This is a genomic window from Nocardia sp. CA-128927 (assembly GCF_050955855.1).
In the GTDB taxonomy this organism is placed as follows: Bacteria; Actinomycetota; Actinomycetes; order Mycobacteriales; family Mycobacteriaceae; genus Nocardia.
Genome location: NZ_CP192087.1, coordinates 6279715 through 6296972, shown reverse-complemented (window position 1 = coordinate 6296972; position 17258 = coordinate 6279715). Strand labels below are relative to the sequence as shown.

General features: G+C 65.3%; 16 protein-coding genes. 11 read left to right on the top strand and 5 right to left on the bottom strand.

Features of this window, described 5'->3' with window-relative positions; genetic code table 11:
• The first annotated feature begins 107 nt into the window (after window positions 1-107).
• Window positions 108-1577: a dihydroorotase gene (locus ACQPW1_RS29285; protein ID WP_433655006.1), complete on the top strand. Its 1470-nt coding sequence runs from the start codon at window positions 108-110 to the stop codon at window positions 1575-1577.
• On the opposite strand, the gene ACQPW1_RS29280 is transcribed toward ACQPW1_RS29285, so the two are convergent.
• Window positions 1578-2471 (bottom strand): DUF4437 domain-containing protein, encoded by an 894-nt coding sequence (locus tag ACQPW1_RS29280; RefSeq protein WP_433655005.1) that lies wholly within the window; start codon window positions 2469-2471, stop codon window positions 1578-1580. It abuts the gene before it with no gap.
• An 81-nt stretch (window positions 2472-2552) separates the two neighbouring features.
• Here ACQPW1_RS29280 and ACQPW1_RS29275 point away from each other — a divergent pair, with 81 nt between their 5' ends.
• The 3 genes from ACQPW1_RS29275 to ACQPW1_RS29265 all read left to right on the top strand — a co-directional run bounded on the left by ACQPW1_RS29275 (window position 2553) and on the right by ACQPW1_RS29265 (window position 5653).
• Complete coding sequence (locus ACQPW1_RS29275; protein ID WP_433655004.1) at window positions 2553-3122, top strand: TetR/AcrR family transcriptional regulator; 570 nt, start codon at window positions 2553-2555, stop codon at window positions 3120-3122.
• Complete coding sequence (locus tag ACQPW1_RS29270) at window positions 3119-3862, top strand: maleate cis-trans isomerase family protein (protein WP_433655003.1); 744 nt, start codon at window positions 3119-3121, stop codon at window positions 3860-3862. The genes ACQPW1_RS29275 and ACQPW1_RS29270 overlap by 4 nt, the downstream gene beginning before the upstream one ends.
• Before the next feature lie 93 nt (window positions 3863-3955).
• The gene (locus ACQPW1_RS29265) at window positions 3956-5653 is read left to right on the top strand and encodes a threonine/serine ThrE exporter family protein (RefSeq protein WP_433655002.1); all 1698 of its coding nucleotides are present in this window, start codon (window positions 3956-3958) and stop codon (window positions 5651-5653) included.
• A gap of 9 nt (window positions 5654-5662) precedes the next feature.
• Here the strand turns inward: ACQPW1_RS29265 and ACQPW1_RS29260 are convergent, their stop codons facing one another.
• Together ACQPW1_RS29260 and ACQPW1_RS29255 are read right to left on the bottom strand one after the other, a co-directional pair.
• Window positions 5663-6280, bottom strand: a complete 618-nt coding sequence (locus ACQPW1_RS29260; RefSeq protein ID WP_433655001.1) for a class I SAM-dependent methyltransferase — start codon at window positions 6278-6280, stop codon at window positions 5663-5665.
• Window positions 6281-6469: 189 nt separating this feature from the next.
• On the bottom strand, window positions 6470-6799 hold the full coding sequence (locus ACQPW1_RS29255) for a hypothetical protein (RefSeq protein WP_433655000.1): 330 nt from the start codon (window positions 6797-6799) through the stop codon (window positions 6470-6472).
• Between the two features lie 262 nt (window positions 6800-7061).
• Here ACQPW1_RS29255 and ACQPW1_RS29250 point away from each other — a divergent pair, with 262 nt between their 5' ends.
• From ACQPW1_RS29250 to ACQPW1_RS29240, 3 genes are read left to right on the top strand one after another with little or no spacing between them, the layout of a single operon-like run.
• Window positions 7062-8372, top strand: coding sequence for a helix-turn-helix domain-containing protein (locus tag ACQPW1_RS29250; protein WP_433654999.1), 1311 nt, complete (start codon window positions 7062-7064; stop codon window positions 8370-8372).
• Window positions 8369-8953 (top strand): GNAT family N-acetyltransferase, encoded by a 585-nt coding sequence (locus ACQPW1_RS29245; protein WP_433654997.1) that lies wholly within the window; start codon window positions 8369-8371, stop codon window positions 8951-8953. The genes ACQPW1_RS29250 and ACQPW1_RS29245 overlap by 4 nt, the downstream gene beginning before the upstream one ends.
• A gap of 6 nt (window positions 8954-8959) precedes the next feature.
• Window positions 8960-9058, top strand: a complete 99-nt coding sequence (locus ACQPW1_RS29240) for an HNH endonuclease (RefSeq protein WP_433654996.1) — start codon at window positions 8960-8962, stop codon at window positions 9056-9058.
• A gap of 20 nt (window positions 9059-9078) precedes the next feature.
• Here the strand turns inward: ACQPW1_RS29240 and ACQPW1_RS29235 are convergent, their stop codons facing one another.
• Entirely contained in the window at window positions 9079-10308 is a 1230-nt protein-coding gene (locus ACQPW1_RS29235) for an alpha/beta fold hydrolase (protein ID WP_433654994.1), read from the bottom strand.
• 378 nt (window positions 10309-10686) lie between these two features.
• On the bottom strand, window positions 10687-14016 hold the full coding sequence (locus ACQPW1_RS29230) for a tetratricopeptide repeat protein (protein ID WP_433654992.1): 3330 nt from the start codon (window positions 14014-14016) through the stop codon (window positions 10687-10689).
• A 323-nt stretch (window positions 14017-14339) separates the two neighbouring features.
• On the opposite strand from ACQPW1_RS29230, the gene ACQPW1_RS29225 reads away from it, so the two are divergent.
• From ACQPW1_RS29225 to mug, 4 genes are all read left to right on the top strand, one after another.
• Entirely contained in the window at window positions 14340-14768 is a 429-nt protein-coding gene (locus tag ACQPW1_RS29225) for a hypothetical protein (RefSeq protein ID WP_433654990.1), read from the top strand.
• A 328-nt stretch (window positions 14769-15096) separates the two neighbouring features.
• The gene (locus ACQPW1_RS29220) at window positions 15097-16221 is read left to right on the top strand and encodes an FAD-dependent oxidoreductase (RefSeq protein ID WP_433654988.1); all 1125 of its coding nucleotides are present in this window, start codon (window positions 15097-15099) and stop codon (window positions 16219-16221) included.
• A 25-nt stretch (window positions 16222-16246) separates the two neighbouring features.
• Entirely contained in the window at window positions 16247-16375 is a 129-nt protein-coding gene (locus ACQPW1_RS29215; protein WP_433654986.1) for a hypothetical protein, read from the top strand.
• Between the two features lie 153 nt (window positions 16376-16528).
• The gene (gene mug, locus ACQPW1_RS29210) at window positions 16529-17092 is read left to right on the top strand and encodes a G/U mismatch-specific DNA glycosylase (protein ID WP_433654984.1); all 564 of its coding nucleotides are present in this window, start codon (window positions 16529-16531) and stop codon (window positions 17090-17092) included.
• The last annotated feature ends 166 nt before the right edge of the window (window positions 17093-17258 follow it).

Below are 17258 nucleotides of genomic sequence, written 5' to 3'. Positions count from 1 at the left end.
CGCACCGAAACGTTGATGCGAACTCGCGGCGTTGACTACCAGCGCATCGTACTGCGAAGATCGGCGAATTGGAAACAGCGTTTCGTACAGAGAAACCGGAGAGTGTCGTGCCCGAACTCCTGATCCGCAATGCCCGTGTTGTCCGTGCGAGCGATACGTCGCCGGACAACGGAGAGCCACTCGACATCGCTGTCTCGGCGGGCGTGATCGAGGCGATCGGTCCCGATCTGCCCGCCGGTGCGCGGACGCGGGTGGTCGACGCGCATGGCCTGCTCGCCTTCCCCGGTGTCGTCGATGCGCATCAGCACTGGGGCATCTACCGCGACCTCGCAGCCGATACCGAGAGCGAAAGCCGCGCCTGCGCGCAGGGCGGCGTCACCACGTCGCTGAGTTATCTGCGGACCGGCCGCTACTACCTCAACCGTGGTGGTTCGTATCGTGATTTCGTCCCCGAGGTCCTCAACCGGATGGCGGGACGATCACTGGTGGACTACGGCCTGCATCTGGCTCCGATGACCGCCCAGCACATCGACGAAATCCCGTACCTGGTCGAGGAATTCGGTATCACCTCGTTCAAGATCTTCATGTTCTACGGCGGCCACGGACTGCACGGCCGATCATCGGACCAGTCCGACTTCCTGATGATCCCGCCGGACGAACGCTACGACCTGGCCCATTTCGAGTTCGTGATGCGCGGCATCCAGCGCGCCCGCGAACGATTCGGCGACCATCTCTCGTTGTCGCTGCACTGCGAGACCGCCGAGATCATGGCCGCTTACACGGCATTGGTCGAACAAGACGGCACGCAGAGCGGGCTGCGCGCCTATAGCGCTGCACGTCCGGCGCATTCCGAGGGGCTGGCGATCACCATCGCGTCCTATCTCGCGCACGAGACCGGCCTGGCCGACATCAACCTGCTCCACCTATCCTCGGCGAAGGCGGTCGACGCCGCGATGACGATGGCAAAAGCCTTCCCGCGGGTCAACTTTCGCCGTGAGGTCACCATCGGTCATCTGCTCGCCGACGTCGACACCGCGCACGGCATCGGCGGCAAAGTGAATCCACCGTTGCGCGAGCGCTCCGATGTGGAGGCGCTGTGGCGGCACCTGCTGGCCGGCGATATCGACTGGGTGGTCAGCGATCACGCGTGCTGCCGGGACGAGCAGAAGTTCGGTGCCGACCGTGCCGACGTGTTCCTGGCCAAATCCGGCTTCGGTGGCGCCGAATACCTGCTGCCCGGCCTGGTCGGCGAGGGACTGAAGCGCGGCCTGCCGCTGGGCCGGATCGCCGCACTGACCGCGGCGAACCCGGCCCGGCGCTATGGGCTGGCGGGCAAAGGCGACCTCGCCGCGGGGTTCGACGCCGATATCGTGCTGGTCGACCCTGCCGTGCGGTGGACGGTACGCGCGGCGGATTCCGAATCCGCCCAGGAATACACACCTTTCGAAGGCTTCGAGATGAATGCCGCGGTCACCGACGTGTTTCTGCGCGGCAGCCACATTCTCCGTGACGGCGAGTTGCACGGTGGCGCGCACGGCCGGTACCTGCGCCGCGGCCGGCCGTGCGCGGCGTTATGACTACTGATAGGTGGGGTCGGCCCACTGCCCGATGGAGCGCGAGCGGACCGGCTCGACCGGGCGCGGTGCGAGGCTGTGCGGCAGGTCCGGGCCCCAGTTGGTCGGTGTGCCCGACACCTCGATCTTGGCGTTGTCGGTATACCAGTCCACGAGATCGGCATCCGAACGCACGATCCACGTGCAGCCCCGTTCCGCGTCGGCGGTGAAGTCGCCGTGGCGGATGCGCGCGGGCCGCCAGAAATAGGTGCCGGGCCACATCTTGCCGAAGTTGTAGTCGAATCCGCCGTCGATACAGTACGCCTCCTCGCTGCACGGGTGATGGGCCAAGGGTTCTTCGCGCCAACCCGGCTTGGCCTTGATGAGACGGGTGTAGAAGCCGGTCTGCTGGTCGCGGTGCAGGAGCTTGATATAGAGCCCGGGGACCGGAGTGCCGCCGAGATCGAAGCGCATCGGGCTGCCGTCCTTGACGTCGATCCACGGCATCGTCGCGGTGTCGAGCACGACCAGTTCCTGGTCGGCGCGGACGAAGTCGCGGTCACCGTCGGCCGGCTCGAACCGGTGGTCTCCGCCTTCCCGAAAGAGCAGGATCTCGGTGTCGGCGGTGACGGAAATCGGCGGTGTCCATACACCTTTCGGTGCCATCCAGAAGCCCTCGGGGCCTAGTACGGTGTCGCCGATCGTGACCTGTCCGGACAGCACGAACCATTCGGTCTCGGCGTGCTGCACGCCGGCCGGCCGCGACCAATCGCTGGTGAAACGAACCTTGAGCGAGGCGGATCCGTCTTCCTCGTCGTAACTGAGGTTGCGTTGCTCGGCGCTGCCGGTGGCGTGCTGGAACTCGGCGGTGTGCTGGATCAGATCGCGTTCATCGATCAGTTCGACATGTGGACGCATGGGTCCTCCTCGGGCGAGCGGTAATACCGATACAAAATGTACTGTTTATTAATATTCAAAACAAGATGTATCGTTTATTGGGTGAGCAAGCCCGGACGCCCGGTCGGCCCCGCCGCCGACACCGAGGAGATCGTGTTGACCGCTGCCCTGGAACTTGTACTGACGGAAGGGGGTTCGGCGTTGACGCCGCAGCGCCTGCACGCGGTGACCGGCGTCGCCCGGACGACGATCTACCGGCACTGGCCGACGCCGCGCGACGTTCTCGCGGCCCTCATCTCGGTCGCTCCGCATCAGGCGGCGGAGCCGAGCGGCGACCCGGTCGCCGACCTGCGCGCCGAACTGGATCTGCTCTGTGATCGGTTGCGCGACAAGCCAGTTGGTGCGTTTCTGCGCGCGTTGGTCACCGCATCGTCGGCCGATCCGGAGTGCGTACCGCTGCGTCGACGTTATGTCTTGGACCTGCTCGCCCCGATCCGTAGATCGGTCCGCGCGATCGGCGTCACCGACGAAGGCGAGGTCGACGAGGCCGCCATGGCGATCGTTTCGCCGCTACTCGTCGACACGCTGCTGCTGGACCGAGCCGCCGGGCGGGAACGAGCCCACCGCGCGGTCGACGATGTACTGGCCCGGCTGGTGAGCTCGATCCGATGACCAACGCGGTCGGACCCCGAGCTGTCTTCGGTGTGATCGTGCCGAGCACGAATACCGTTGTCGAACACGATTATTGGCGGGCCGGACTGCCCGGAGTCGCCTATCGCGCCGGCTCGATGTACATCCCGGATCCGGTGATGAGCAACGACGACGACTTCCGCGCGCTGCTCGGCCAGATCCGCGCCTCGATCGACACCGCGGTGCGCGATGTGCTCACCGCCGAACCCGATCGGATGGTCATGGGCATGTCCGCCGAGACGTTCTGGGGCGGGGTCGCGGGCAACGCGGCGTTCGAGCAGCGACTGCGGGACCGGACCGGATTGCCGGTGACCACCGGGGCCAGTTCGTGCCGCGCTGCCTTGCGTGAACTCGGTTGCCGGCGCATCGCGGTCTTTTCGCCGTATCAGCCGGTCGCCGACGTCGAGGTGGGCCGGTTCTTCACCGAGGCGGGCTTCGACGTCGCCGCGATCACCGGACTGCGCTGCCCGACCGCCATGGACATCGCCCGGGTCGGCGGCGACCGGTTGCGGGAGATCGTCGCCGCGGTCGACGGACCGGACGTCGAAGCGATCGTCCAGGTCGGCACCAATCTGTCCTTCGTCGGACTGGCGGATCAGCTGGAAAGTGAACTCGGCAAACCCGTGGTCGCGATCAACGCCGCCACCCTGTGGCACGCGCTGCGCGAGCACGGGCTCGACGACCGGGTCGAGGGAGCCGGACAACTGCTGGGTGCACACTGACCGCACATGGCAACGGGAGTTAGTGTCGTCACAATTCGCGATCTTGTCATTGCGGACGGGTACTGAATAGCGATGCTGGTGTGAGCGGTGCACATGAGCGGTAGCACTGTCGAGGGCGGGCTCGAACAGCTTCCGGGCCCGAAGGTCGAGCACACTGCGGCGGCGTTCGCTGGTTTCATCATTCTGTCCAGGATCGGATTGGAGATCATGCCCAGGATGGGCCGTTTCCGTATCGGGCGCACTCCCGAACCGGCCGATCGGCCCGGGATCGGCGGGCGCGGCCGGTCCCGCGTGCTCGCACCGAAGCGGCGGTCTCGCACGTCGGTCACCAATACGGCGGACGGGGCCCGGCGTCCTGCTCGGCAGCGTCGACCACGGGTGACCACGGCCGAACAGCGGCGCGATATCGCACTGCTGCTGCGCGGAAGTATCTACGCGGGAGTGTCGCCGTCGCCGACAGCTACCGGAGAAGAGTATTCGCCCCGCCAGGTCATCGATTTCTGTCTGGATCTGGGCGAGGTGATGTTGTCGTCGGGAGCCGATGCGCGCAGTGTCGAGGTGGCCATTGTCGCGGTGTCGGCGACTTGGAATCTGGCGGCGGTCGAACTCGACTTTCCCGGCTCGTCGATCCACATGGTGTATGCCGTGCCCGACGAGCCGACCATCGCCGGATTGCGGGCTGTGCGTGACACGGGCGCCGACCTGCACCGGCTCAACAACGTGTACGGCGTTGTCGACGATATCGTCGGCCATCGGACCGACATGACTCGAGCCAGCCAGCGACTTGTCGAGGAGATGCGGTCGGATCCGCGATGGCCATATCGTGTTGTCGCGGGCGCAATGGGAGTTCTGGGCATTGTCGTCGCGCTGCAAGCAGGCGGGACCTACCGGTCGGCCGCCGGCGCGTTCGTGCTGATGTTCGTGCTGATGTACCTCGGTCGGATCCTCGGGAGACGTTATCTTCCAACATTTTTCGTCGCGGTAGCGCAAATGGCGCTGGCGACGACGGCCGGCAGTTTGGCGATGGCATACAGCCCGATCAATCCGGGCGAAGCGGCCAGTATGGTCGCGGCGTGTGTGGTGCTGCTGCTGCCACACCCGTCGATCGTCGCGACGGCGCAGGACGCGATATCCGGATTTCGGAGCCTGGCTCTGGTGCGCGGGCTGGGCATCGGCCTGGTGGTGCTCGGGATGGTCACCGGCATTCAGGCGGGCTTGATTTCGACCCGGTGGGCCGATCTCGAAGTCGATCCGTCGGCGATCCATTTGACTGGCTTGACGCCGTTCTGGGCGCTCTTTGCTTCGGCGATCGCGGCCGCGGCCAATGCCTTCGCTCAGGGGGCGACCGCGCGGGTGGTTCCTATTTCTATGGCGGTGGCGGTATTCACCCAGTTGATAGTGCAGTTGTGTGCTCGTGCGCACATCGGCCTGCAGATGTCGTTGATGCTCGGCGCGGCGATACTCGGCGCGCTCAGCACATGGACGGCCGCCCGGCTGCGCATTTCGCCGGCATCGATAGTTGTTCCCGCATTCTGCGGCGCCCTACTGCCATCGCTGACAGTTGCCCACTCATTACTGCAGTTCATCGGGCATTCGCCAGGATCAGGAGTGGCGTTCGCTCTTTCTGTACTCACCACCTTGGCCATAGGCGCGGGCCTGGTCTTGGGCAACATCGTGGCCACGGGTGGGGCGCGTCGTATGGTCAGCACTCGAACCCGGATCCGGTCGGCGAGCCTCGATACCGAGCCGCGAGCGACTGTCCCGGAGGCCGACGGGCGACTGGATTCGTAACCCTGCTCGTCATTCACCCTCGCGCGAGAATACCGCCACCAGAAAGTCGGACTCGTCGGTGAACGGGCGTAGGTCCCACGTCGAGAGCCGCAAGTCCACGGTGAGTCCGGCGGCCTCGGCGTCGGTCAGGAACTGCGGGAATTCGTAACCGCGATCGGCACCGAACCCCGCGATCACCCAGCCGGACGGCGCGAGATGGCGTGCGAATCCGGCCAGCACCGCCTGCCGGGTGGATGGCGCCACGAATGTCATGACGTTGCCCGCGCACACGACGACATCGAAGTCGGCGGCGATACCGCGGCTCGGCAAGTCCAGCTCGGCGAGATCACCGACTATCCAGGTCGGACCCGGATAGTCCTGCTCCGCCGCGGCGATCAACACCGGATCGACGTCGACGCCGACCACGACATGGCCGACGCGGTGCAGATAGCCACCCACACGTCCCGGGCCGCACCCCGCGTCCAGGACCCGGCTGCCGCGCTCGAGCATCGCGTCGACCAGCCGCGCTTCCCCGAAGATGTCCGTGCCGTCGGCCGCCAGAGCCCGGAATCGCTCCACATAGAACGTCGAATGCGCCGGGTCGGCAGCGGTGAGCTGTTCCCACTGACTGGGGGTGCGTCCGCTCATGGTCAGTTCCTCCTCGCTCGGGCCCGTGCCCGGTTCACTGTGCCACCGTCGTGCTGATCGGTAGCGCACGGCCCGCACGTGCCGGCGCTGGTGCGAAGACTCGGCAGGATCCGCTGCGCGGCGGCGTTTGGTGCGACCCGGTCTCACGGAAGTCCGGCGCGCGGACGGCTCGGTGTTCTCCATGGCGGATCACTCGGTCCCGGACGCTGGTTGTCGTTCGTCGGAATCCCGTTCGACCATGCGAGCTTTCAGCTCGGCGACACCGTCTGCGCGCGGCAGTTCCGCGACCTTCTCCCGGACTTCGCTGGTGATCCAGCCGCCCATTTCCATCTCGGCGAGCAGCCCGGCGAACTCTTCGAGTGTGGGCGGGTTCGCCTCGTAGAACAGGATCTTGCCGGTTACCCCGTCTGCCTTCCTGGGCGGTGGTGGCCCGCTGGCCGAGAACTCGGCGACCTCTTCGGGTGTGCCGTGGTGCTCGAGGTGGTACCGCCGTGCGTAGTAGTGCTGCTGCGGTGTCACCCCCCAACGGTGAACGCAGTTCGTCGTCCATACCCATCGCTTGCGCCTCCTGCTCGCTCATCGGTTGCAAAGCGCCCGACGCCGAGGCGGTGCACATCCGACGGACTCAATGTGGGTCGGTGTGTGGTGAGGGAAACGCCGTCTGCTGGGCGTCGGGGCTTATTCGAGCCTCGCTGACCAGGAGTTTCGATCCCAGCCACAGAACCGCACGTGAGCGATACGCTTGCGACACGGTTCGTTGTCGGCGCGAGCGGGGGCAGCGATGATCAATAACTCGTGGACGCGCGTTGAGGTCTTGGCGCTACGCGTTGATGCGCTGCGGCTGACTCAAGAGCATTTCGCCGAAAGGATCGGCTTCAAGCCGCCTACGATCCGGAAGTGGGAACGTGCCACCAAGGACCGGCCGGTCCGAGGAGAGTCCGCGCAAGCCCTGGACACTTTGCTGGCGCGGCTGGACGACGATCAGCGGGCGCGGTTTCGTGCGGCGACGGTTGAGCGTGTCGTCGTTGGCACAACTGCGGCCGGCCTGTCTGTCGACGGATCACTCGACGTACAAGAAGCCGAGGACGACAGGGTGAAGCGGCGAGAATTCGGAGTTCTCCTCACTGCGGTGCTGGTCGACAGTTCGATTTCCACCGGGAGTCGTATCGGGCTCGGCGATGCGCCGCGAGTCATCGAAGCCGTTGCACGGCTGAGGAGTCGCGAGCAGGCAATTGGCGGCGTGACTCTCGTCGAGGAGGCCGTTGCGTGCCTCGAGTTCGCGAAGCATCAGCTGGATACGTGCGCCTTTGACGAGAAGACCGGTAGAGCATTCATGAGTGCGGTGGGCAATCTCGCCACGACAACTGGGTGGCTTGCCTACGACGCAGATATGCATGGCCTCGCGCGACGTTGTTATGTCGATGCGTTCTCGCTGGCGAATCAAGCCGGTGACAACGGTCTGACGGTGCACGTGTGCCTCAATGCCGCGAGCCAGTTGATTACCCTCAGTCACAGAGGTCAGGGAAATCCGCACCGGGCGCTGAGCTTGGTTACCCGTGCGCGAGATCTGACCCGAAATGATCCTCCCGGCCGGGTCCACACGCTGATCGCAACGCGAGAAGCCCAGGCATACGCAGTCATGTGTGATCGAATCAGATTCGGGCGGGCAATTGCGAGAGCGTGGCGCGAACTGGATTTTGCGCTGGAGCACGAGTCGGTCGATGAGTGTGCGGAGTGGCTACGGTTCGTGAACTCGGCCGAGGTTCGGTGCCACGAAGCCCGCGGGTTCGGTGAACTCGGACAGCTCGCAAAATCTGCCGATTTGTCTGCAGGACTGGTGCTCGATCAAGCAGGTGTTCGCAACGCTGCGAACTACCGGGCAGGCTGGGCGGCTTCCCTGGCGAATGTGGGAGATATCAACGGTGCTGTTGCGCAGGGTCTTTCGGTCGTGGGTGACCTCGAGGGGGCGGTGTCGTCCACGCGGACATTGCGCCTGCTCGAGCCAGTTCGTAAGGCTGTGGGCGACCGGTCCGGTGACGAATTCCGGGAACGATTCGATGAGTTGGCGCGGAAGGCGGCGATCGCGGTATGAGCATCGGTCGAGCAGAAACACTGCACGGCATCGAGTTTCAGCATTGCACCGCCGTGCAGGCGCGTGAACAGCGAGACGTGGTCGAGGCGCTCTTTCGAGGCTCGTATGCCAAGTCCGGCAATGCGTTCAGCACGCCTGAGTCGTTCATGCGGCGGTTCGACAGTTACACCGATCCTGGTCGCAGCGGTGAATTCGAGCTCGTGATGGCTCGATTCGAGGGGAAGCCGTGCGGCCAGGCGTGGGGCTGGCCGCTGCCGGCGAAGGCCGCGTGGTGGGGTGGACTGAGTCTGGACGACGGTGATGTTGCGGCATTCACGGTTGAGGATGGTTCACGCACATTCGCGCTCAGCGAGATCATGGTGTTGTCCGAGTTGACCGGACGAGGGATCGCTCGTGCTCTACACGACGAACTACTCGGCGGTCGTCCCGAGCGACGTGCGACACTGCTGGTTCGACCCGAAAACAAGCGGGCGTACAACACCTATCGCAAGTGGGGCTGGTATCGAGTGGGGACGCTGCGGCCGAGCTGGCCGGACGCGCCCACGTTCGATGTTCTGATTCACGACCTCGGAGCTGCCTGACACGCCATGCCGGTGTCCAAGGGCAGGCTGACCGCGCCCGGCAACCTTCAGACCTTGTGCTGGCGGTGCAACCGCACCAAGTCGAACAGGGTCACTGCCAGCTGACCAGCTACCCTGACGACCCGTCAGATCCGGCCGCGGACGAGGTCGATCAACCGTCCGAGCACGTGATCGCTCGACGCGCGCAAGCCGTTGTGCTCGTACTCGTTGGTGATCCACGGCCGCAGCGTCGGGATCAACCGCGCGGTCTCTTCGGAAAACGCCCGCTCGACATACATGTCGTTGGCGTAGATCGCGGCCGCCGCCGGGACCGTGCACTCGCGCAGCACGTCGGCGTCATACAGCCGCGGCCACTCCTGTGCGGCGAGCAGCTCGGCGGTCTGCTTCATCGGCCGCAGACCGTGGACATCGTCGAAGACCCAGGGGAACACGTGCTCTCCGGTGAACAGCGTCCGGTCGGTGCGGAACTCGTCCGGCAGCACGCGCTCGGCGGACCAGCGGGTGGCGAATCCGTCGGAGAAGGACGACTCATGGATCACCGAGTACAGCGGATTGCGCGCGGTGAACGGCAGCGAGTTGGCGACGTCGTGCGCGAAGGCGGGGGACTTCGGGTCGCGTTCTAGCAGGTAGTGCAGCGCCTCCTCGCCGCCGCTGGCACCCAGGACGTACCCGAGCTGCCGGAACAACCGCGCGGTGAGCTGACTGCCGTCGGGCAGGACGACGGCCCCGTCGTCGAGCATCGGCAGCAGCGCCTCGACCCGGCCGCGATCACCCGGATAGCGGAGGTAGTACTGGCGGTTGCGCTCGATCAGGTTGGCGAACGTCGTGGTGTAGACCTCGTCGGGATGCCGCGCGATCGGCGGCAGCCCGCCGGTGAAGAAGGCCTCGGCCAGGCCTTCGGGAGCGAGGGAAAGGTACGCGAGCGTGCAAAACCCGCCGAACGACTGCCCGAGCACGCTCCACTTCTCGACGCCCAGCTGCCGCCGCACGAACTCCGCGTCGCGGACGATCGCGTCGGCACGGAAGTGGGTGAGGTATTCGGCCTGCTCGGCCGGAGTGCCGGACAGTGTGCCGACCGGCGTGGACCGTCCGGTGCCGCGCTGGTCGAGCATCAGCACCCGGTACTCCTGCAATGCCCGCGGCAGCCAGCTCGGCGCCCCGCGCGACGGCCGCGGCGCCTCGTGCCCGGGCCCGCCTTGGAGGTAGACGAGAAACGGCCGGCCGAGCCCGTCCGGATCGGCGATCTCCCGAGCGAACACGGTGATCTTCGGGCCGTCAGGGCGGGAATGGTCGAGGGGGACGGAGAACTCGTGCTCGGTGAGCACCAGGCCGGGGATGCGCACGCTGGTTGCCATACGGGCGATTCAACCAGAACGGGCGCGCCGTGTTCAGGCCGCTAGGTCGATCCGAGCAGTGGCACACCGCATGGAGGCATTGCTTCCCCGAACCGTATGGCCGCGTGACGATCTCCTCGCCGCGGCGTTGATGGCAGCCAACCACTCAACGTCCGGTATTCACCGGAAGTCGTTGCGTGTCAAGCGGTCCCGGCATAGTGGTATTTGGGTGTGCCAGGAGTCGATCGGGCCGATGATTTGGTCTTCTCGCACGTGTCCGCGGTCAGGACCGACAACACCGGTCACACACAGCAATTCCTACGCCAGCGCGGGACTGGCCAGCTCAGGTTTCAGTCCCAGAACACGGTATCGAGTCTTGGGATCGGGGGCAGTCGCCGATCATTCGTCGGTGTCAGCAGCGCGGCCGCCCCGTTCGCGGAGCAGGTCACCGAGGGAGGCCATGCCGTCGGGGTCGCCGGCGTCGGCGGCGCGTCGGTACCAGGTTTCTGCGTCGGTGAGGTCGCCGCGTTCGCGCAGTAAGTCGCCGAGGGCGATCATGGAGTAGGTGCTACCGAGGTCGGCGGCGCGTTGGAACCAGGTTTCTGCGTTGGTGAGTTCGCCGCGGGTCTTGAGCAGTAAGCCAAGCCGATTCATGGCGTAGGTGTTACCGGTACCGGTGCCGAGTTCGGCGCTGCGTTGGTACCAGGTTTCTGCGTTGGTGAGTTCGCCGCGGTCGTGGAGTAGGTCTCCGAGGGAGGCCATGGAGTAGGTGTTGCCGAGGTCGGCGGCGCATTGGTACCAGGTTTCGGCCTCGGTGAGGTCGCCGCGGTCGCGCAGTAGGTCGCCCAGGAAACCCATACCGTTGGCGTCGCCGAGGTCGGCGGCGCGTTGGTACCAGTTTTCGGCGTCGGTGAGGTCGCCGCGGGTCTTGAGCAGTAAGGCGAGTCTCTTCATGGAGTAGGTGTTGCCGAGGTCGGCGGCGCGTTGGTAGCAGTTTTCGGCGTCGGTGAGTTCGCCGCGTTCGCGCAGCATGTCGGCGAGGGAGGCCATGGAGTAGGTGTTGCCGAGGTCGGCGGCGCGTTGGTACCAGTTTTCTGCGTCGGTGAGTTCGCCGCGTTCGTGGAGCATGTCGCCGAGGGAGGCCATGCCGTTGGCGACGCCGGCGTCGGCGGCGCGTTGGTACCAGTTTTCGGCGTTGGTGAGTTCCCCGCGGTCGCGCAGTAGGTCGCCGAGGGTGATCATGGAGTAGGTGTTGCCGAGGTCGGCGGCGCGTTGGTACCAGTTTTCGGCCTCGGTAAGATCGCCGCGGTCATGCAGCAGGTCGCCCAGGAAGTCCATGCCCGCGGGGTCGTCGGCGTCGGCGGCGCGTTGGAACCAGGTTTCGGCGTTGGTGAGTTCGCCGCAGGTCTTGAGCAGTAAGCCGAGCCGATTCATGGCGTAGGTGTTACTGATACCGGTGCCGAGTTCGGCGCTGCGTTTGTACCAGTTTTCGGCGTCGGTGAGGTTGCCGTGTTCGTGGAGTAGGTCGCCGAGGGAGGCCATGGAGTAGGTGTTGCCGAGGTCGGCGGCGCGTTGGTACCAGTTTTCGGCCTCGGTGAGGTTGCCGTGTTCGTGGAGTAGGTCGCCGAGGGAGGCCATGGAGTAGGTGTTGCCGAGGTCGGCGCTGCGTTTGTACCAGGTTTCGGCGTCGGTGAGTTCGCCGCGGGTCTTGAGCAGTAAGGCGAGTCTCTTCATGGAGTAGGTGTTGCCGAGATCGGCGGCACGTTGGTACCAGTTTTCTGCGTCGGTGAGGTCGCTGCGTTCGCGCAGTAGGTCGCCGAGGGAGGCCATGCCGTTGGTGTCGCCGGCGTCGACGGCGCGTTGGTACCAGGTTTCTGCGTTGGTGAGTTCGCCGCGGTCGCGCAGCATGTCGCCGAGGGAGGCCATGGAGTAGGTGTTGCCGAGGTCGGCGGCGCGTTGGTACCAGTTTTCTGCGTCAGCGAGGTCGCCGCGGTCGCGCAGCAGGTCGCCCAGGTAGCTCATGGCGAAGCTGTAGCTAGTTTCGGCGGCGCGTTGGTACCAGTTTTCGGCTTCGGTGAGGTCGCCGCGGTCACGGAGCAGGTGGCCCAGAGAGGTCATGCCGTAGGTGTCGTCGGCGTCGGCGGCGCGTTGGTACCAGTTTTCGGCCTCGGTGAGGTCGCCGCGGTCACGAAGCAGGTGACCGAGGGAAATCATGCCGTAGGTATTGCCTGTGTCGGTGGCGCGTTGGTACCAGTTTTCTGCGTCGGTGAGGTCGCCGCGGTCACGTAGCAGGTGACCGAGGGAAATCATGGCGCCAGTGTGGTCGAGGTCGGCGGCACGGCGGTACCACGTTTCGGCCTCGGCGAGGTCGCCGCGGTCACTCAGCAAGTGGCCGAGAGAGGCCATGCACGAGTCGTCGCCGGCATTGGTACCGCGGCGCAATAGCTGATCAGCCACTGCGTAGTGGTGCAGTAGGTGCGCCTGGCGACCGATCGCCCAGATGATGCGGATATCTGTCTCATCGGCGGCGATGTCCCAAAAGGCTTCCGGGACGTTTCGTGCAGCGTGGTTCTGTCCCTCGTCGGCGGCGACCAGGTAGTCGAACGGTCGGTAGCCGCGAGACTTGCCGAGGGACTCGGTGGTCAATGCCGCGACGCGGCCGACGTCCTCTGCCGGTTCACGTGCGCTCTTGAGGGCATTGTTCACCTCATCCTGGGTGGGATCGAGGTCAGGTCGTTGCTGGGCGAGACGCTTCAGGGCCAGTTCGAGGAGGGTGACTTCGGGGATCGGGTCCGGGTGTCCGATCCGGGTCCAGTCGATGGCGACCTCGATGACGGCGCGGAGGACGGGAGCTTTGTGGCGGGCGACGTCATAGCGGCGCAGAAGTTCCGGCGCGCTGGACAGCATCTCGGCCAACCCATACCGGTCGAGATCTAGCGCGGGGTAGTTTGTCGCCGCGATGGCTTGTTCGGCCGGATTCTCACTGGTCGAGGCAAGTTCGATTTCGAATGCCTGGTTGAGTACGACACGGGTATGGCGAGTGAGTTCACCTGTGCTGCCGCGTAGACGCTCCAGAGCTTCGCTGCGCAAGGTCGCAGCCACCACGGTCCGTGCTGGTCGGTCGGTCAGGTGCGCCAGCAGTGCGGGTGTCAGAGGCTGCTCAGTGGTGAAGAAGTCCTGCACGTCGTCGAGCCAGATGACGATGTCGTCGGTCGTGTGGGTGAAGCCCGGATGCTCCGGTATCCGATACAGCGTCTCCGGCAACGGAACTATTACCCTGGCCTGCGGAAGGGTGCGGAGGACGGCCTCGAATACCGTGCGGGTCTTTCCGACCTTGGAAGGTCCGGTGAGTATCACCATCCGCTGTTCGGTCAGCGCGAGGTCTAGCCGGGTGTCAACGTTGTCGGCGGTGCGCGGAACGTAGGCGTCATGCTCCTCGCCGGGCCCGCTGTCTTGCCCGTACCGGTTCCTCGTAGCGCCGAGCCGGTATGGGTTCAGATTACAGACCTGCGGTAGGCCTCCGGTGCCGTCGAGTTCGCTGACGAACCCCGCCCATCCCTGCAAATTGGCGGTCGGCGTGGAAGGCGCTACTTCCGCAGGACGCGTGTAAACCGTGACTTTGGCGTTTCCTGCGCTAGTGACGTTGATATTGCCTGTTCCGTCTACCTGAACCCCTTGCTCAACCGCAGCAGGAGGATCTGCGGGACGCTTGTCGGCATCGCTGTTCACGGCACCGGTCCTTGCGTCGCCGGGGCACCGCAACAGAGGCGGAGCCAGTCGACAGAACTTGTCACAGCCAGCTTGGGTTGCACAGCAGGGGAGTCGTTGGTTGCTGCACCGCGTGCCATGGGTGTCGACGATTTCCGCATTGCCCGCCCCCGCTCGTAATCGCTGATGCACTGGAATCGTAGAGCCGGGTACGTCATAGCGCGGAGACGATGCTCAAAAAAAGATTCGCAAGCTGTGGGTATCGGTCGTTCGATCGACAGTGCGGGGGTGGGATGGTGGCTAAGCTGCTGTCACTGTGAGTTTTTCGGTGAAATGGGGTCCGCGTGGACGAGATCGTGTTGGCAGCGGGTACCGCGTTGACAACGGCGATGACTACCTCGGGTTGGGAATTGCTCAAGGCTTCGGTGGTGGGGTGGTGGCAGCGGTTCCATCCCGAGGACGCCGAGCAGGTAGGCACGGACCTGGACCGGTTGCACCAGGACGCAGTCGCTGCGCGGGACAGCGGTGACACAGTGCTGCAGGAGGCGCTGGTGTCGGACTGGCGGTTGCGGCTGCACCGTCTGGTCAACGGCAACCCTGAGGTGCGTGATGAGCTCGAGCGGCTGCTCGACGAGCAACTGACCCCTGCGCTGGAGGAATCCGATCAGCAGCGGGTGAGGTCTCTGGTTCAGAAGACCAACGTAGCGGGATCGAACAACATCACCGTGGTCAGCGGTCGGGACACCCGCTACAACAGCCCCCCGTCTGCCTGACCGTCCCTGAAACCGCACTCTGATCAACTCCCCTGCCGGGCCATGCTGCGGGGTGCTGGCGCATCTCGTGGGCTAGCACCTGCACCGCTTCCCTGATCGTCGCAACACTGGTCACTTCCGCGCGGCAGGCGAGTCGCCGACGAACCCCTTGCTCGTGTGCTGTGGAGAACTGCAGTGGGGCTGGGGGATTCGGCGCAGGTGTGACCGGTGTCGCGAACATCGACGCGGTGAGTGCGGGACGATTCAGCTTGACACGAACTAAGTTCGTTGAGTAGAACTTAGTTCGTAAGCAAGAACTGGGTTCGTTTCGATGTTGTGGAGGTGCGTGATGCGAGGTTCCGTTGTCGGAGCCGGTCTGGGAGGTCTGGCTCTCGCGCAGGGTTTACGTGGCGCCGGGATCGAGGCGCAGGTATTCGAGCGCGACCCGGGGATCGTCGCACGATTCCAGGGCTACCGGCTGGTGCTGAACCCGACCGGTTTCCAGGCGGTGCGTAACTGCCTACCGGAGCGCTGGCATCCGCTGCTGGACGAGATCGTCATGGATGCTTCGGCTGAGCAGTTGATCCTGGACCCGCAGCTGAACGAGATCGGCAGGCTCGGTGCGGGCCGGACCGGGATCGTGGTCGATCGTCAGGTGCTGCGGCACCTGCTGCTGACCGGGCTCACCGTGCACACCGACGCCGCACTCACCGGCTACGAGGTTCTGGCCGACGGCACCGTTCAGGCCGCGTTCGGTCGCCGTGACCCGGCCATCGCGGATCTGCTCGTCGGCGCGGACGGGGTGACGTCGGCGGTGCGTGGGGTGCTCTCGCCGCAGACCGTTCCGACCGATACCGGTGTGCGGTTCGTCATCGGCCGCACCCCGCTGACCGACGAGTTCGCGGGCCTGTCCAAGGCTTACGGCTCGAAGATCGCCGGCGACGGCGTCAGCCTGCTGCTGGGCGCGATGCGCTTCCGTACTCCGCCGAAACAGGCCGCCGAACAACTGGCCCCCGAAGTCGTCCTGCCCGACATCGGCGACTACGTGCGCTGGGCCATGATCCTGCCGCCGCACGGCTCGCTCGAGGATCTGAGCGCCCAAGACGCCGTGCTGTCGCGGATGCAAGGCTGGCACCCGCTACTACGCGCGCTGATCGAGCAAGCCGACCCGGACAACAGCACACTGCTGTCCATCCGGGTGGTCAAACCCGGAAAGCGTTGGACCCCAGGCCCGGTCACGCTACTCGGCGACGCGATCCACGCCACCTCCCCGACCGGCGGCAACGGCGCGAACACCGCGCTACGCGACGCCGACCTGCTGCGCCAGTGCCTGATCGAAGCCGACCAAGGCCGCCAAGACCTGCACACCGCGGTCGACGAATACGAACGGCAGATGTTCGACTACGGCGCCGAGGCCGTGCAGAGCAGCCTCGACAAACTGCCCGCCTTCGCCCCCACGGCGAAACTGTCCTGACCCCGGCATCCAAAGGTGTGAACTCGTGCGGGAACAGGTTGTGCCGTCACCGGAGGCTGCGCATCGGGTCGCGGTCCTGAGTTTGGATGGTGTCGGGACGTTCGAGTTGGCGTTGGCGGACGGCGACTTCACCGGCCCGTACGTCGTCGGGTAATCGACCACGAGTCCCGCACTGTTCTTCGAGAAAACGTGCTCGATGAGACACGCCGCCACGTTCCGGCCTCGTCGGTATTGGACCAGCGAGTGTTGTGTCGTCCTTGGCGTAGCCGCAGCAGGTGGCCGGCCGGGCACCCGGCAGACTGAGGGGATGGGTTCTGGTTCGTCAGCTCGGCCGTCGCCCGCGGATCTGGCCGCGGCGCAGGACAAGACTATTCCCGATGTGATCGGGCCCGGCTTGCATGTGCTGTTTTGCGGAATCAATCCGGGCCTGTGGTCCGGGGCCACCGGATATCACTTTGCTCGTCCGGGAAATCGGTTCTGGCCGGCACTGCATCGATCCGGCTTCACACCGCGCCTACTGCGGCCCGACGAACATCGAGAACTGCTGGCGCTGAGCTTGGGGATAACGAATGTGGCCGCACGCACGACCGCCAAAGCCGAGCAGCTGACCGCCGACGAACTGCGCGCCGGTGGACGCGCCCTGGTCGATCGGGTCGAGCAGTATCAACCTCGAGTGCTGGCAGTACTCGGTATCGGTGCCTACCGCACGGCTTTCGGTCGTCCGCGCACCACGGTCGGCCCCCAACCCGAGCGGGTCGGTGCTACCGCGGTGTGGGTGCTGCCCAACCCGAGTGGGCTCAACGCCCACTACACGCTCGACGCCCTCGCCTCGGAATTCCGCGCGCTGCGCGAAGTGGTCGAAACCGGCTGACCTACTCCGCGCGAATTCGCTTAGGTGCAGGCCTATTTCGTCGATCGCGTGCTTGGCGGAACGTGTCGAAACATCGAGAAGTCTCCGCCACCGCCCTTTTCCCATTCAGCAAAGCTTTCCGACGATCACACCGTGGCCGGTTAATGTGATATCGCCGCACTCGGTC

Excerpts from the sequence above, each read along its gene's own strand:
- ACQPW1_RS29280 (WP_433655005.1), bottom strand. The coding sequence starts at position 2,471 with ATGCGTCCACATGTCGAACTGATCGATGAACGCGATCTGATCCAGCAC.
- ACQPW1_RS29270 (WP_433655003.1), top strand. The coding sequence starts at position 3,119 with ATGACCAACGCGGTCGGACCCCGAGCTGTCTTCGGTGTGATCGTGCCG.
- ACQPW1_RS29265 (WP_433655002.1), top strand. The coding sequence starts at position 3,956 with ATGAGCGGTAGCACTGTCGAGGGCGGGCTCGAACAGCTTCCGGGCCCG.
- ACQPW1_RS29260 (WP_433655001.1), bottom strand. The coding sequence starts at position 6,280 with ATGAGCGGACGCACCCCCAGTCAGTGGGAACAGCTCACCGCTGCCGAC.
- ACQPW1_RS29250 (WP_433654999.1), top strand. The coding sequence starts at position 7,062 with ATGATCAATAACTCGTGGACGCGCGTTGAGGTCTTGGCGCTACGCGTT.
- ACQPW1_RS29245 (WP_433654997.1), top strand. The coding sequence starts at position 8,369 with ATGAGCATCGGTCGAGCAGAAACACTGCACGGCATCGAGTTTCAGCAT.
- ACQPW1_RS29240 (WP_433654996.1), top strand. The coding sequence starts at position 8,960 with ATGCCGGTGTCCAAGGGCAGGCTGACCGCGCCCGGCAACCTTCAGACC.
- ACQPW1_RS29235 (WP_433654994.1), bottom strand. The coding sequence starts at position 10,308 with ATGGCAACCAGCGTGCGCATCCCCGGCCTGGTGCTCACCGAGCACGAG.
- ACQPW1_RS29220 (WP_433654988.1), top strand. The coding sequence starts at position 15,097 with ATGCGAGGTTCCGTTGTCGGAGCCGGTCTGGGAGGTCTGGCTCTCGCG.
- mug (WP_433654984.1), top strand. The coding sequence starts at position 16,529 with ATGGGTTCTGGTTCGTCAGCTCGGCCGTCGCCCGCGGATCTGGCCGCG.